Source organism: Vibrio qingdaonensis, from assembly GCF_026191675.1.
GTDB classification, from domain to species: domain Bacteria; phylum Pseudomonadota; class Gammaproteobacteria; order Enterobacterales; family Vibrionaceae; genus Vibrio; species Vibrio qingdaonensis.
This window is the reverse complement of sequence record NZ_JAKRRY010000040.1, coordinates 1-14,502: the sequence shown is the minus strand read 5'-3', so window position 1 is coordinate 14,502 and position 14,502 is coordinate 1. Positions and strand designations below refer to the sequence as shown.

Here is a 14,502-nt window from a genome sequence, read left to right as displayed (position 1 = left end):
ATGACTATAAATAGCAATACAAAAAAAGTGAGCGTTCCTACTCTTACTCTTACTCTTACTCTAAGCTTGCTTGCCACATCTCTACTCACATTAACAAGCTACAGCTATGCCGATAGCAACGATACTGGTGAAGTGTATTTTAGAGCAAATGTCGAGTCTCAATGTGGAATAAAAGTAGAAAAAGAAAATGGTACTCTAGGATTTCGAGATTATGGGCAAGAAGCCGCAGAAATTAAAATTATTAACAACAGCCATGATGGTCAAGTTCAATTAAAACTCACTGATATCGACTTTGATGATGAAGACTATTTTGCACCTATTCATAATCGATTGTTTCACTTTAAGGTTTCTGGGGATATTACCAAAGAAGGTTCCGTATCTGATTGGTTGGTAGGGCAAACCTTTGATCACGACGATCTTGGCGGAGGGCATAAACTCGAAATTCAAGCCAAAGTCGATCTCGACGAAGCGGATGCGGTAGCGAAAGAGGACATCGTACTTGAGACAGAATGGACGGCTTATTGTATTTCTTAAGGGGAATATTTTGAAAAACACGTTACTGTTTAGTTCATTGCTTACGTTTAATTCATTAATTACGTTTGATAGTTACGCTCAGGTACTTCCACCTGAGCAAACCGCCCATTATCAATTGGTTTGCCAAGGTGCATTGAACGCTCATGGGCTGCGACTGTTTGACGCATTAGCAAATAGTGAATTTCTAGACTGGACATTAATAAAAACCGCCCAACAAACCAGCCGTGTCAATTACACGAGAACTGTCGATACCTTAAACGAACGAACCGTTCATTGCGACGCTGTAATTCAATATCAATATGACCACAAAAACGTGGTCATTAAAACCATGTATGTAGTAGATCAGGATCGTGATAGCGTTCATAGTGAGTTAGCTGAATTGGATGAATCGGTGCGCGATTTCCTTGTTCAGCTAATGGTGTGATACATCGATGATAAAAAAGCTACTTTTTTTCCTTACTATTGTTTGTATGCTGATGCCACTTAGTGAAACGATGGCAGCCCCCAGTGAATTGCATTTCAAAGCTCACGTTCCTGAGCGCTGTGGTATTGAAGTGATAGATGGTGGCGGCGAACTTTCCTTTGGACAGTATTACTCGGGTCGAGCGATACAATTACAGGTTGAGAACAACATTGAACGAGGACAAATACGACTCAAATTAAATTATGCCGATTTTGGTGAATGGGCATCTCGACTATCGCCAGCTCTTATTCGATTTAAAGTTGAGGTACCGCAAACTTATGAAGGCGATATAGAGTATTGGAGAGACGGAGTTGTGCTAGATAAACAACAACTCGCTCATGATAATATCGTTAAGATCTGGGCTCGTATTAACCTTGATGAATCCCAAGTCCCCGCAGGTGAACTCGTTATGCGGCTAGAATGGAGTACTGAATGTGTTAGATAGTAAGGCAGCCAAGCCACCATGACTGCCCTACTGCTAACTGCTAACTGCTAACTGCTAACTGCTAACTGCTAACTGCTAACTGCTAACTGCTAACTGCTAACTGCTAACTGCTAACTGCTAACTAATAGATGATGATCGGTTTTATTTGGTAAGTACAAGGTAAATTGGCTTCCTTTACCTAGCTCGGATTTTACTTTTATCTCACCACCTGTTTGACTCAAAATACTTTGCGATACGGATAAACCCAATCCGGTACCGTCGCGCTTAGTGGTAAAAAATGGGTCGAAGATTCGCTTCAAATTAGCATCTGAAATGCCACAACCTTCATCGATAATATGAATTAATGCGCCAATTTTTTCGCTTCCTTCAATCCAGTCTTCACTTAATACTGTAAGACGCCCCTTACCCTGCATCGCATGTATCGCGTTCATTTGCAGGTTAACCAAAATTTGCAGCAATTGGTGACGGTTGATTTCTACTGGTGTTTTCGCATGTAAGTCCACGTAAAATTCGACATCTCGCTTCTTAGAACCCGTACGAACGAGAGTGACGCTCTCATCGACAATGGGGTTAACGTGCTGCCACGTCACTTCATCTTGCACGCCACCTTGTCGGCTATACTGCAGTAAACTTCGGGTAATGTTTCGAATGCGGTCAATCTGCACTAAGATCGCGTCCACCTCTTCTTCAACGGCGCTAACATCATCACCAAGCTCAAACTTTAAGAGTTCCACATTGCCAAGAATAACAGCGGTAGGGTTATTAATTTCATGAGCAATACCTGCCGTTAGCTCCCCCAAAGCCGCCAGTTTTTCATTAACAATTAGCTTATCTTTGGTTTGATTCAACAAGTGAATATGCAGCTCTAGCTGCTCAGTTTTGTCCTTCAAACTCGCGGTTCTTGACGCCACTTTAGCTTCTAGCTCATGAGCGGCTTCTTGAATTTGCTCGTTGCGATATTGCAGCTGATTTAGCATGTTATCGAATTGCCGAGCAAGCTGACTTAGCTCGTGCTGACTATCTAATCCAATATCACCGATACGCTCTTCGTCTTTACCAAGCTGTACCATTTTCACCACTCGATGTATTTGTTCAATTGGCTTAAAAAGACCCCGCGCACCACGGTAAACAATAAATCCAGACAACAACAAAATAGCAACAATGATTGCGGTAACTTCACCGACATTGGTTAAATAGGTTTTGAGTAGTGGCCAAGCACGATACCCAGTATAAGTAATACCGATAATGTTATTATCACGGTCACGCAGTGCGTCATAGCCTGCTATATACCAGGTATCATAGACGTAAGCCTTATCGATCCAACGCTGCCCTTGCTCTAGGACACGCTGCCGTACCTCTTCAGAAACGACAGTGCCTATTGCTCTTCGACCTTGATATGACGCTTCAATCGGTACATTGGTCGCCACCCGTAAATCTTCTAAAAAGATTGTGACTGTCCCTTTAACGTGACGAGCTAGGCTTGTTTCTGGATAAATCGTGTCTCGAATGCCATCAACCAACTCAAAATTGTTATTGAGTAACACTCCGCCATCGAGATAGCCAACCACTTGGCTGCTATCATCAAATATAACGACCACAGAACGACTAACAAGTGAGCGAGTTTCTAACATTTGCGTAGATTGATGGCGAACCTCTGAGTGTTCCGCGATTTGAGGTTCTAAAGCAAACGCATCTTCACGTTTCAATACATCGAAAAAAGATTGATAACTGGCCATTGCTTGGTATTGACGAGTGGCAGCACGTGCATTATCACCGTCGTTTACATCGGACAAACTTTGAATCGGAATCCAACGTAAAAAATCGAGTTGATACCGAGTATTTTGTCGCTTAACCCACTCATCAAACTCTTGAGCAGACTGAATATGCGAAAGGCGCGTTCTAAATTCATACGACTCGGAAAACGCCTGTAAGTGTTCATGCTGCTCGTGTTGCAAACTATCCAATTTATCGGTAACAATATTCAGCCGTTCTCCAACATCAACCAATGCACTCTGCCACGTATAGTGAATAGACCAGTAGGCCGTAATCGCAAACATGGCTATTAAGGTAAGAACAATAGGCGCTGACGTAAGAAACAATAATCGATAACGCACCATCGTTTGAGTGCGAAATCGCCATCGACTGACTAAATAACTGTTAATCCTCATTCGACGACCTACTTTCATCCCACTCTTTATACTTACGCTCCAAGGTTTTCCTTGCGACTCCCAAGTCACGCGACGCGGCAGACTTATTACCCGAATGGGAATCCATTACTTGTTGGATGTGAGCTTTCTCGACATCTTTTAGTGACCATGAATCAGGGTAACCAAATTGCAACTCACCAGCTCCGCTTGTCGCAGGTAGCGTAGTGATATCATTGGACGATAACGTAATTGCAGCGCTGACCGCTGGACCATTCAGCTCTCTAAAGTAATGCGCTGGTGGCTTATTGAGCAATATACAACGTTCTAGCATATTCTTAAGTTCGCGCACGTTGCCTGGCCAATCATAATCTTGCATGGCATACATATCTTCATGCGCCCAGTTTGGCTCCACAACGCCCAACTCTTTGGCTAACATTCTTGTCAGATAAGGCACTAATTCGTTTAAGTCACTGAGTCGCGTACGCAATGCTGGCACCTCGATCTTTAACACGTTTAAACGATAGAACAGGTCTTGCCTAAATTTGCCGTCTTCAACTTCTTGTTGTAGGTTTCGGTTCGTGGCCGCGACGATTCGTACATCCACACTGATTTCTCGCTCGGTACCCACGGGTCTCACAGTGCGTTGCTCAAGCACTCTTAGCAATGAGGCTTGCATAGCTAGCGGCATTTCTCCGATTTCGTCTAGAAACAAAGTGCCACCGCTCGCCACTCTAAATAACCCTTCTCGGCTCTTCTTAGCGCCAGTAAACGCACCTGCCGTATGACCAAAGAGTTCACTTTCAAGTAGCTCTGGTGCTAAAGCACCACAGTTAATCGCTACGTAAGGCCCCTTACGTTTACTGGCATCATGTAGCCCTCTTGCCACTAATTCTTTACCCGTCCCTGACTCGCCCTCAATCAGCACCGATGCCTTTGAAGGCGCAAACTGACTAATCAACTGCTTAAGTTGTGTTGTTTTGATGGAAGAACCGATAAGCTCCTTCGACACACGGCGGTTTATATCGTGACTTAGCGCGGCGGTGACACGTTCAGCGGACCGCTTGTCCATACAACGACTCACGGCTTGAAGCATTTGCTGAAGGTTAAATGGCTTCAAAATAAAATCCGATGCCCCTAACTTAAGCGCACTGATGGCGACCTCTAGGTCCGCGTATCCAGTCATGAATATAATGTCCGCCTTACGGTCAGCATCATTAAATGCTTCTTCCCACTCAATCCCTGATCGTCCTGGCAAATTTATATCAAGGATAATCAAATCATAATGATTTTGAAGGCGTAACGCTTCCGCTTCCTCTACACTTCCTGCGGTTTCAACATGACCAAAAGCTTTGCCTAACGCCTTTTTTAGTACGGCTTGCATACCAACTTCATCGTCCACGACAAGAGCTGAGAAGGCAAGATAAGGGGAAGCTTGCGCTTGAGAGTTTTCTGAAGAGTCAAAGAATGCCATAAATACTTGTTATTATTCCTATTTGGGACAGAGTGTACCAACATGAGTCAAAACATCCTTATTAAAATTGCGACATTTTGTCCCAGCTCAAACTAATTGTAGTTTACCGTGACAAAAATTTAGCAAAATGTCGCACTTTGCCACTTTTTTCCTATAAAAATTATGGCATTGTCTTTGCTTAACATGCTACGTCACCCGGAGCATTACGCTCTCCTATAAAAATATACAAAAATGGATACTATTATGAAGCTCCCTCATTTGATGGTTTCAGCCCTTTCCTTGGCAACACTTTCTGTATCGGCTTATGCAGAAGCACCTCAGAGTGAACTACCTCACGTTAGACTAGCGACCACCACAAGCACTTATCATTCTGGTTTATTAGACTACCTACTGCCTGAATTTACGAAGGAAACAGGATACCAAGTCGATATTATTGCCGCTGGTACCGGAAAATCCCTTCGAATGGGCGAAAATGGCGATGTAGACCTAGTCATGACTCACGCCCCTAAAGCTGAGGCGGCCTTTGTAAAAGCTGGTTACGGCATCGAACCCCACAAAGTGATGTACAACGATTTTGTTATCGTCGGTCCTGAAAAAGATCCAGCAGACATACATGATCAAAAAAGCATCGACCAAGTCTTCGATAGCATCGCAAAAACTAACGCTATTTTCATCTCACGAGGCGATGACTCAGGTACACACAAAAAAGAGCTGCAAATTTGGCAACAAACAAATATTGAGCCAAACTTTGGCGGTTACCGTTCGGTTGGACAAGGCATGGGACCAACGCTCAATATGGCCTCAGAGATGCAGGGCTATACTATGACTGACCGTGGCACGTGGCTCGCCTATCAAGCTAAACTCGATTTAGCAGTGCTCTTTGAAGGAGACAAGCAGCTGTTTAACCCTTACCAAGTGATTTTGGTTAACCCATCTCGCTTTCCTACGTTAAACACAGAGGGCGCGAAGGCATTAAGTCAGTGGTTAATTTCAGATAAAGGCCAGACAATGATTAATAGCTATCGCAAAATGGGCGAACAGTTGTTTGTGGCGAATGCAGAGACACCCAATAGTTAATGAGTATTACTGAAACCACAATGGAGGCCTTTGGCCTCCTATTTAGCCTAGACCGAGAGCTGTGGAAAATTGTCGCGGTTTCTTTTAGTGTCTCTATTTCCGCTGTCTCTTTGGTGGTCTTGCCGGCTATCTTATTTTCTTATCTACTCGCCTATAGTAACTTCCCCGGTAAATGGATGTTGTTATCTTTAGTTAATACGCTACAAGCTATCCCTACTGTGGTCATTGGATTATTGCTTTACATGCTGCTTTCTCGCTCAGGCCCATTAGGGGACTGGCAAATGCTATTTACCCAAAAAGCGATGATAGTCGGGCAAATGCTAATTTGCTTTCCAGTTCTGGTTTCTATGATGCACGGTGCTTTACAAAGCACTGACCGAAGAGCAATGGAAACATCCATTACTCTAGGGGTGTCGAGAACTCGCACGTTGATGACGCTGATTTGGGAGTCTCGTTTTCCATTACTCGCTGCGGTCGTTGCAGGGTTTTCCCGCATCGTCACAGAAGTGGGATGCTCAATGATGGTTGGGGGAAATATTATGGGACTCACTAGAAATATCCCTACCGCTATCGCAATGGAAAGTCATAAAGGCGCGTTTGCTCAAGGTGTAGCGTTAGGGATTGTCCTATTACTTCTGGCGTTAGTTTTAAACTTTATGCTGTCGTCCATGAGAGGCAAAGGCGTGCTACGAACCCACTAGCAACACCTTACCTTCTAGTCACACCTCGTTGTTTAATGAGTAACGTATTACGTAAACAGCATAATGGTGAAGCATCGGAACATTCAGGGCTCGAAGGTGGCTACGAATTATCATTCAACCACTATACTTATTCAAAGGCTCTGCTTTAGGATTACAAGAATAATGACAATACAATTAAAAGCTAAGCAGATTTCCATGCGATTCAATACTCGCGTGCTTTTCCATATTCCTGAGTTGAGTATTGGTCCCAATGACGCCGTCTATCTCAAAGGAGCAAATGGCGTGGGTAAAACGACACTACTTAAAATTTTAGCGGGACTATTAAAACCGAGTAGCGGTGTCATTACCCCTAAGCAAGGTGGTTTTTTTAACCGTTTATGCTCTGGTGCTGGTCGGAAGGATGTCATCTATTTGCATCAGTCTGCCTACTTATTTGATGGAACAGTCTATCAAAACGTCGTTTACGGTTTAAAGCACCGACGACAAAATGCCCACGACAAACGAGCCGATGTTATCGCCGCATTACGACTTGTCGGGCTAGAAACGCTTGCTGACGAACATGTTTCTGTTTTGTCAGGAGGTGAAAAACAGCGTGTGGCAATGGCAAGGGCTTGGGTACTCAAGCCTTCGATTTTACTCATGGATGAACCTAGTGCGTCCCTTGATCAAGAGTCGATAGAGCGTTTAGTGACCATGGCACAGGATCTTCTGGACTTGGGGTCAAGCATCGTCGTTACAAGTCATCAAGCGAATAGGCTCACCGCTCTATGTCGAAAACAGTGGTGGATAAAAGACTGTACCTTGATAGAATCGCCATTGCTGCAAGTAATTGATAAAAGCAGCGTCAATAAAAGCGCCATCAAACACGCGAATATCAATCAAGAGAGTACTTATGCTGCAACCAGCGCAGACTAGTTGGGTTATCCTCGCTGGAGGACAAGCCTCACGCATGGGCGGAAATGACAAAGGGCTCATCGAGTTCAATGGTAAACCGTTAATTGAGCATGTATTACAGCGACTATCGTCTCAAACCGATGACATTACCATTAATGCAAACCGGAACCACGACCACTACGCACAGTATGCCCCTGTAATTAGCGACACCTTCCCCGACTATCCGGGTCCTTTAGGCGGCATTCACGCAGGTCTTCTGGCAGCAAAGCATGATTGGGTTGGCTTTGTGCCTTGCGACAGCCCCTTTATCGACGCGTCACTCATCCGTCGATTTTGTGACAACGTCACACCAGATTCCGATATCCTTGTGGCACATGACGGGGAGTATCACCAGCCCGTATTTACCCTTTTCCACCGACGTGTTCTTCCCAAGTTAGAAGCATTTTTAGAGCGAGGCGACCGAAAAATCATCCTCCTTTATAAAGATTGCCACACCGATTATGTCGACTTTTCTGACTCGCCTGACTGCTTTGTTAACCTTAATACACCAGAAGAACTTGCTCGCTTGGCAGCGAACCATTGAGCAAAACCTTCTTTGATTAACTCAAAAACTGAATAAACCTACGTCGGTTCAAAAAGAAGGACTTCTGCCCAACGTAATGGCTAACGTTTCCTTCCTACAGAGCGACTTACAAAAACCATCGAAATTAGAGTTTGTTATGACCATAAAAACTATCAACAACATTCCACTTCTCGGTTTTGCTGCCTACAGCGGCACAGGTAAAACAACATTATTAGAAGCCTTATTGCCGAAATTAACCGCAACTGGGCTTAAAATTGGTGTTCTCAAACACGCACACCACAATTTTGATGTCGATAAACCCGGTAAAGATAGCTATCGCTTGCGTAAAGCTGGCGCGAGCCAAATGTTAATCTCTTCCCGCTATCGTCATGCCTTAATGACAGAGACGCCAGAGGAAGAAGCGAACTTCGAACACTTACTCTCCCGTTTTGACCATAAAGCACTCGACGTGATATTGGTGGAAGGATGTAAGAATATCGCGTTTCCGAAGATAGAGCTGAACCGGAAAGAATTGAGTAAACCTTGGCTTCATCCCAGTGACGAGAATATTATTGCCATCGCTAGTGATAGTGTGCTCGACGTGCCATTACCCACTATGGACATTAACGACTTAGATGCTATCTCTCAATTTATCATCGAATACCTATCGCCAGCTGGAAAAACTGAAGCACCAGCAAGTTGCTGCGATACGCTGTCGCCTGCCTTACTGTCGGTCAAACAAGGACAGCAGAAAATACTAGAGGCAGTTTCATCAGCAGCAATGACTGAAAATGTCGAGCTCATGTCAGCGTATGGCCGCGTACTCGCGCAAGATATCGTTTCCCCTATTAACGTACCAGCCTACACCAACTCAGCAATGGACGGATTTGCACTGCGTGCTGAAGATTTACCAACTGAAAACAATGGTCAGCAGCAATTTGATGTGGTTGCTAGCATCATGGCAGGTCACGCGTTTGACGGTACATTGCAGCAAGGTCAGGCGGCTCAAATCATGACGGGCGCGCCAATGCCAAAAGGGGCCGATACGGTAGTCATGCGTGAGCAAGCAACGCACGCTAACAGCAAAGTTTCTTTTGGTAATGCTGCTATTACACCTGGTCAAAATGTCAGACAAGCTGGCGAAGATCTTGCCATCGGACAATCGGTGTTTGAGAAAGGTACCTTAATCGAAGCCCCAGAGCTTGGCATGATAGGATCACTTGGATTTGGCCAGGTTGAAGTAAAACGTAAACTTAACGTCGCCGTCTTTTCTACTGGCGATGAAGTACAGGCGCCTGGCAGCCCTTTAAAAGCAAATTCTATCTATGATTCGAACCGTTTTACCATTATGGCAATGCTTCAAAAACTCGGTTGCGATATTGTCGATCTCGGAATTCTTGAAGATGACGAATCGGTCATGGAAGCCGCTATCTTAAATGCCAGTGAGTCAGCGGATCTCGTGGTCACTTCTGGTGGAGTCTCTGTTGGTGATGCCGACTTTATCAAAGATGTACTTGAAAAAAGCGGTAATGTTGATTTTTGGCGCATAAACATGAGACCCGGTCGCCCCCTCGCCTTCGGCCATATTAATGGTAAACCGTTTTTCGGCTTGCCGGGGAATCCTGTCGCCGTGATGGTCTCGTTCATTAACTTTGTTGAACCCGCCATTAGAAAAATGCAGGGTATCCAGCAGTTCTTGCCCTTTAAAGCAAGTGCGGTTGCTGAAATGCCGCTTCGTTCACGCCAAGGCCGCACCGAATTTAGCCGAGGTGTGTACACCATGAATGAAGAGACCGGTCAGTTAACCGTGCGTACAACTGGCAAACAAGGTTCAGGGATTTTACGCTCAATGAGTGAAGCCAACTGTCTCATTGAGATTTCTCCAAATATCGATACAGTAAAAACCGGTGAAAGCGTGACAATCGTCCCACTTCAAGGCAGAATCTAGCGTAAAATTTTCAGCAGGTAGCAAATTATGGCTCGTACCATTCTTTACACATATAAAGACGAAGACAAAACACTAACGTTTTCTTATCAACAGCATCGCAACATCCATGAAGCGGTGGCAGAAGCTGAAGGTATTGATCTAACTGAGTTCCTAAAAATGGAGCAACAAATCGAAGCGATCTCTGATACCAAGTCAGTACGTAACTACAGAGACAATCACTTTCGTAAACTTGGTTTTACCAAATTGACACTCGCTCAAAAAGAAAACCATGGTGTAGGCAAAAAACCGCAATAACCATGTAACGCATGCCATCTAACTTAATTGTGGCGACACTCGTCGCGATTAAGTTAGATCTCCCCCGTTCTTCTGTCACTTATCGCTTCTCCACATGTGCAACAACTCTATTTAAATTCAATTAAGATATTACCCGTAGAAAAAACCTTAAGTCCATGGAACTTTTGGCGTGAAATGGCAACTAACTACTCTATAGATGATTACTATATCGTTAATCAAATCATTCAATTAGGGTCGTATGTTTAAGTTACTACCAATAGCCTTCATCTTTGCACTTCTTACTGGTTGCGCTGCGCCAGATCAACTGGCAAGCGAACGTGCGTTATACCAGCATAATCTAGAAGCAAGAAATTACTGTAAAGAAATCAATGAAGAGAAGTTGTCTTATCAGTGTTTTGACGAGTATATACTTAATTCACCGTCTGTAACTCAGCGTAAACTGCTCACTATTGGCCAGTCGCTACAGCGAGTGAAACAGCAATCTTAATAAGGTTTCGTGCGCACGACAAAAACTATTGTTAAAGTTGAGGTTCTTCGAGAAGTAATTTAACCCCTAAAGCAATAAGAACCACCCCGGTGGTCCCTTCCATCCAACGCATAAATCGACCACTTTTAAGCAGCGATTTAGCCGAGTTAAGCATCCCAGATAAACTGCACTGCCAAAGCATCGCGATGACAAAATGAATCGCCGCCATCGCCATAGATTGTGCAAACGGTGAATATTCGGGGTTAATAAACTGAGGCAGAAAGGCCAAATAGAACACCGCTGTTTTAGGGTTTAATACATTGGAGAGAAAGCCTTCTCTAAGAGACTTAGACGTCCCTAGTGCTTGTGATGCTATGTCGGCAACGTCTACTCCTTTTGCTCCCTTTAGCGCTCGTATACTTGAAATCCCAAGCCATATTAAATATGCCGCCCCAACGCCCTTCACGAGCGAAAACAGCTCTGCAGATTGTGTCAATATGACAGAAATGCCCAACGCAGAGAACGTCGCGTGGACAAATAGCCCAAGGCAAATACCTAAGCTTGTGATGACACCATCGTGAAAGCCGCCTCTCGAGGTATTTCTGATAACCAACGCTGTATCAAGTCCGGGGGTCATAGTGAGGATAACAATCGCGACGAGAAAAGCTTCTACATTTAGAAAATACATAACATCCACTGTTTCGTGTTCATCAAGGTCAAACAGGATTTTGACTCAAGCGATGAAAAATAGCCACTAGCGAATCGAATAGAACAACGATTTTGTTGTAAAAACAAGCCTCCCGTTAGCTTAATCTTTTCGTAGTCCATTGTAGATGTTAACGTAGTAATATCGTTCGCTTGGAAGGTTACGTAACATGGAAAACTACAATAAACTCGTTGAACATTACAAAACAATAGCAAATTATAATCATCTCTCTGCAATTTGTGGATGGGACGCTGCCGCGATGATGCCTTCAGGAGGCAACCAAGCTCGCTCTGAAGCCATGGCGCAATTGTCCTTACACATCCACCAACTGTCTACCGCCCCGCACCTTTCTGACTTAATTAACCAAGCCCAAGACGAAAATCTCTCTGCGCCTGAGCATGCCAGCTTAAGAGAAATGAAAAGGCAATGGCAGCTAAGTACCGTAGTGCCGGAAGACTTGGTCAAAGCTAAATCGTTGGCCGGCTCAAAATGTGAACACGCTTGGCGAACGCAGCGTGGGGCGAACGATTGGTCTGGTTTTTGTAACAACTTCGAAGAAGTGGTCAACCTTTCACAGCAAGAAGCGCAAATTCGTGGTGAGGTAGCTGGCCTAACACCGTACGATGCTATGCTGGACATCTATGAACCAGGCGTCAATTCCGAGCAGCTAAATAGTATTTTTGGTGATTTGACTTCATGGTTACCAGAACTAACCCAACAAGTTCAAGACAAACAAAAACAAGAATCCGTTCATACTAGTAATGAAAGCTATTCTACCTCAGCGCAAAATGCGCTAGGCCTAGAGGTAATGTCGTTACTAAACTTTGACTTTGAACATGGCCGACTCGATATTAGTTCTCACCCATTTTGTGGCGGAGTGCCGGAAGACGTTCGTATTACCACTCGCTATGACGAACAAGATTTCGTGCAATCTCTAATGGGAATTGTCCATGAAACGGGTCACGCTCGTTATGAGCAAGGCTTGCCTCGACAATGGGCTGGTTTGCCGGCTGGGCAAGCTCGCTCTATGGGCATTCACGAATCTCAATCGCTGTTTTTTGAAATGCAGCTGGGGCGTAGTGACCCATTTATTGCTAACCTTGCGCCACTTGCACGCCAACATTTTAAAGGCAATGACCCATCCGTCTTTGAAGCAAACAATTTGAAGAAAATCTACACCCGCGTTCAGCCCGGTTATATTCGCGTAGACGCGGATGAGTTGACCTACCCCGCTCATGTCATCCTACGTTACGAAATCGAGCGCGATTTAATGAACGGTAAAATTAGCTATAAAGATATTCCTGAACTTTGGGATAACAAAATGCAGCAATATCTAGGCTTATCGACAAAAGATAACTATAAAGATGGCTGTATGCAGGATATCCATTGGACAGATGCTCAACGTAACCAATCACACAATTACAAAAACGGCTGTATGCAAGATATACACTGGTGTGATGGGAGCTTTGGTTACTTTCCGAGCTATACATTAGGAGCTATGTACGCAGCTCAACAAATGGCTACTATCAAGAAGTTAATGAACGTAGATGAGATTATCCAATCGGGTGATTTAACACCTATCTTTGACTGGCTTGATACAAACATCTGGAAGAAAGCTAGCTTGTTCACTACAGACGACCTAATGACACAAGCGACTGGTGAAGCACTGAATCCACTACACTTCCGCAAGCACCTAGAAGAGCGTTATTTGAAGTAGTTCAATGTATACACTTTACCTGTTAGTCTAGCTCTTCATTTTTGTTGTAGTGAGAGCGTTATGGGTAAAGTGTATTCTTACATTCGATTCAGTAAGAAAGAACAAGGAGCAGGTTCTTCCACTGCTCGACAACTAAAATACGCCGAAGATTATGCAAAAAAGCATGGCCTCGTATTAGACAGCACTTTAGTAGATGATGGCCTATCCGCATATCACGCAAAGCACTTATCTAAAGGCGCATTAGGTCTATTTCTAGCTGCTGTTGAATCTGGTGATGTAGAACCTGACTCTACTCTTATCATCGAGCGTCTAGACCGACTATCTCGCCAAAAGCCACGTCAAGCACAAGCCTTACTCTCTCAAATCATTGACTACGGAATAACTGTCGTCACTGCATCCGATGGCGCTGTATACAACGAAAAGACAATTGATAATGACCCAATGAAGCTAGTCTATAGCTTGTTGATTGCTATCAGAGCAAATGAAGAATCCGAGACTAAGGCACAGCGAAGCAAAGCCGCTATCCAGCATAATATCAATCAGTTTCAAAAGCATAAGATTAGAAGTCTAGGTGGAGCTGTTCCTGCTTGGTTTGATAGGTTCAATGCATCTCAAGGCTGGGAATACAAACTCAATGCGAAAGCTGACACGGTTAGAAGAATTGTAGAACTCAGCTTAAATGGTACTGGTGCGAAAACCATCGCACGAATGATTAACTCAGAAGGACATAAACCATTCGGCAAGTCTGAAAACTGGGGAATGACTTCTGTCGTTAGTGTACTCAAGAACCCAGCTTTGTTTGGCCGTCGAGTCGTTAACTCTAATGGTTCAGTAATGTTAGATGACTACTACCCTGCTGTTGTATCTAGAAAGGACTTTGATGCTGTTCAATATCGACTGAACAAACGTAAGAACACTAAAGGCTCCGAGAAGTTCGTTAATCTAATCACTGGTCTAGGTAAAGGCTTCTGTACATGTGGATATTGTGGCTCTGCTATAGCTACTCAGAATCAGATTTTTAAAACTAAATCTGGTGAACGAATCGTTAGACGAATGCATTGCACAGCTACTAAAGAA

At 44.0% G+C, this 14,502-nt stretch carries 15 protein-coding genes; 12 read left to right on the top strand and 3 right to left on the bottom strand.

Features of this window, described 5'->3' with window-relative positions; all coding sequences use genetic code 11:
- The 3 genes from MD535_RS21280 to MD535_RS21270 are packed head-to-tail and all read left to right on the top strand — an operon-like array spanning position 1 to position 1,442.
- Positions 1–534 carry a hypothetical protein gene (locus MD535_RS21280; RefSeq protein WP_265677041.1) on the top strand — a complete coding sequence of 178 codons (534 nt, stop codon included), beginning with the start codon at positions 1–3 and terminating at the stop codon, positions 532–534.
- 10 nt (positions 535–544) lie between these two features.
- Positions 545–958 carry a hypothetical protein gene (locus tag MD535_RS21275; protein WP_265677039.1) on the top strand — a complete coding sequence of 138 codons (414 nt, stop codon included), beginning with the start codon at positions 545–547 and terminating at the stop codon, positions 956–958.
- A 7-nt stretch (positions 959–965) separates the two neighbouring features.
- Entirely contained in the window at positions 966–1,442 is a 477-nt protein-coding gene (locus MD535_RS21270) for a hypothetical protein (protein ID WP_265677037.1), read from the top strand.
- A 110-nt stretch (positions 1,443–1,552) separates the two neighbouring features.
- Here MD535_RS21270 and MD535_RS21265 read toward each other — a convergent pair whose 3' ends face one another.
- Both MD535_RS21265 and MD535_RS21260 read right to left on the bottom strand, forming a co-directional pair.
- Complete coding sequence (locus MD535_RS21265; RefSeq protein WP_265677075.1) at positions 1,553–3,610, bottom strand: sensor histidine kinase; 2,058 nt, start codon at positions 3,608–3,610, stop codon at positions 1,553–1,555.
- Positions 3,600–5,060 (bottom strand): sigma-54-dependent transcriptional regulator, encoded by a 1,461-nt coding sequence (locus MD535_RS21260; RefSeq protein WP_265677035.1) that lies wholly within the window; start codon positions 5,058–5,060, stop codon positions 3,600–3,602. The genes MD535_RS21265 and MD535_RS21260 overlap by 11 nt, the downstream gene beginning before the upstream one ends.
- A 243-nt stretch (positions 5,061–5,303) precedes the next feature.
- On the opposite strand from MD535_RS21260, the gene MD535_RS21255 reads away from it, so the two are divergent.
- The 7 genes from MD535_RS21255 (at position 5,304) to MD535_RS21225 (ending at position 11,023) form a co-directional block, all read left to right on the top strand.
- Entirely contained in the window at positions 5,304–6,137 is an 834-nt protein-coding gene (locus MD535_RS21255) for a substrate-binding domain-containing protein (protein ID WP_265677034.1), read from the top strand.
- Positions 6,137–6,838 carry an ABC transporter permease gene (locus tag MD535_RS21250; protein WP_265677033.1) on the top strand — a complete coding sequence of 234 codons (702 nt, stop codon included), beginning with the start codon at positions 6,137–6,139 and terminating at the stop codon, positions 6,836–6,838. Before MD535_RS21255 ends, MD535_RS21250 begins: the two co-directional genes overlap by 1 nt.
- A gap of 162 nt (positions 6,839–7,000) precedes the next feature.
- Positions 7,001–7,753, top strand: a complete 753-nt coding sequence (locus MD535_RS21245; RefSeq protein ID WP_265677032.1) for an energy-coupling factor ABC transporter ATP-binding protein — start codon at positions 7,001–7,003, stop codon at positions 7,751–7,753.
- Entirely contained in the window at positions 7,731–8,315 is a 585-nt protein-coding gene (gene mobA / locus MD535_RS21240; protein WP_265677031.1) for a molybdenum cofactor guanylyltransferase MobA, read from the top strand. Before MD535_RS21245 ends, mobA begins: the two co-directional genes overlap by 23 nt.
- Before the next feature lie 142 nt (positions 8,316–8,457).
- Positions 8,458–10,242, top strand: a complete 1,785-nt coding sequence (locus tag MD535_RS21235) for a bifunctional molybdopterin-guanine dinucleotide biosynthesis adaptor protein MobB/molybdopterin molybdotransferase MoeA (RefSeq protein WP_390902968.1) — start codon at positions 8,458–8,460, stop codon at positions 10,240–10,242.
- A 27-nt stretch (positions 10,243–10,269) separates the two neighbouring features.
- Complete coding sequence (locus MD535_RS21230; protein ID WP_250619056.1) at positions 10,270–10,536, top strand: DUF2960 domain-containing protein; 267 nt, start codon at positions 10,270–10,272, stop codon at positions 10,534–10,536.
- 238 nt (positions 10,537–10,774) lie between these two features.
- Positions 10,775–11,023, top strand: a complete 249-nt coding sequence (locus MD535_RS21225; RefSeq protein ID WP_265677029.1) for a hypothetical protein — start codon at positions 10,775–10,777, stop codon at positions 11,021–11,023.
- Between the two features lie 31 nt (positions 11,024–11,054).
- On the opposite strand, the gene MD535_RS21220 is transcribed toward MD535_RS21225, so the two are convergent.
- A complete protein-coding gene (locus MD535_RS21220) occupies positions 11,055–11,690 on the bottom strand; it encodes a LysE family translocator (RefSeq protein ID WP_265677028.1) in 636 nt (211 codons plus the stop codon).
- 187 nt (positions 11,691–11,877) lie between these two features.
- Here MD535_RS21220 and MD535_RS21215 point away from each other — a divergent pair, with 187 nt between their 5' ends.
- Positions 11,878–13,425 (top strand): carboxypeptidase M32, encoded by a 1,548-nt coding sequence (locus MD535_RS21215; protein WP_265677027.1) that lies wholly within the window; start codon positions 11,878–11,880, stop codon positions 13,423–13,425.
- Positions 13,426–13,485: 60 nt separating this feature from the next.
- On the top strand, positions 13,486–14,502 hold a 1,017-nt coding region (locus tag MD535_RS21210; protein ID WP_265677026.1), incomplete at its 3' end, for a recombinase family protein.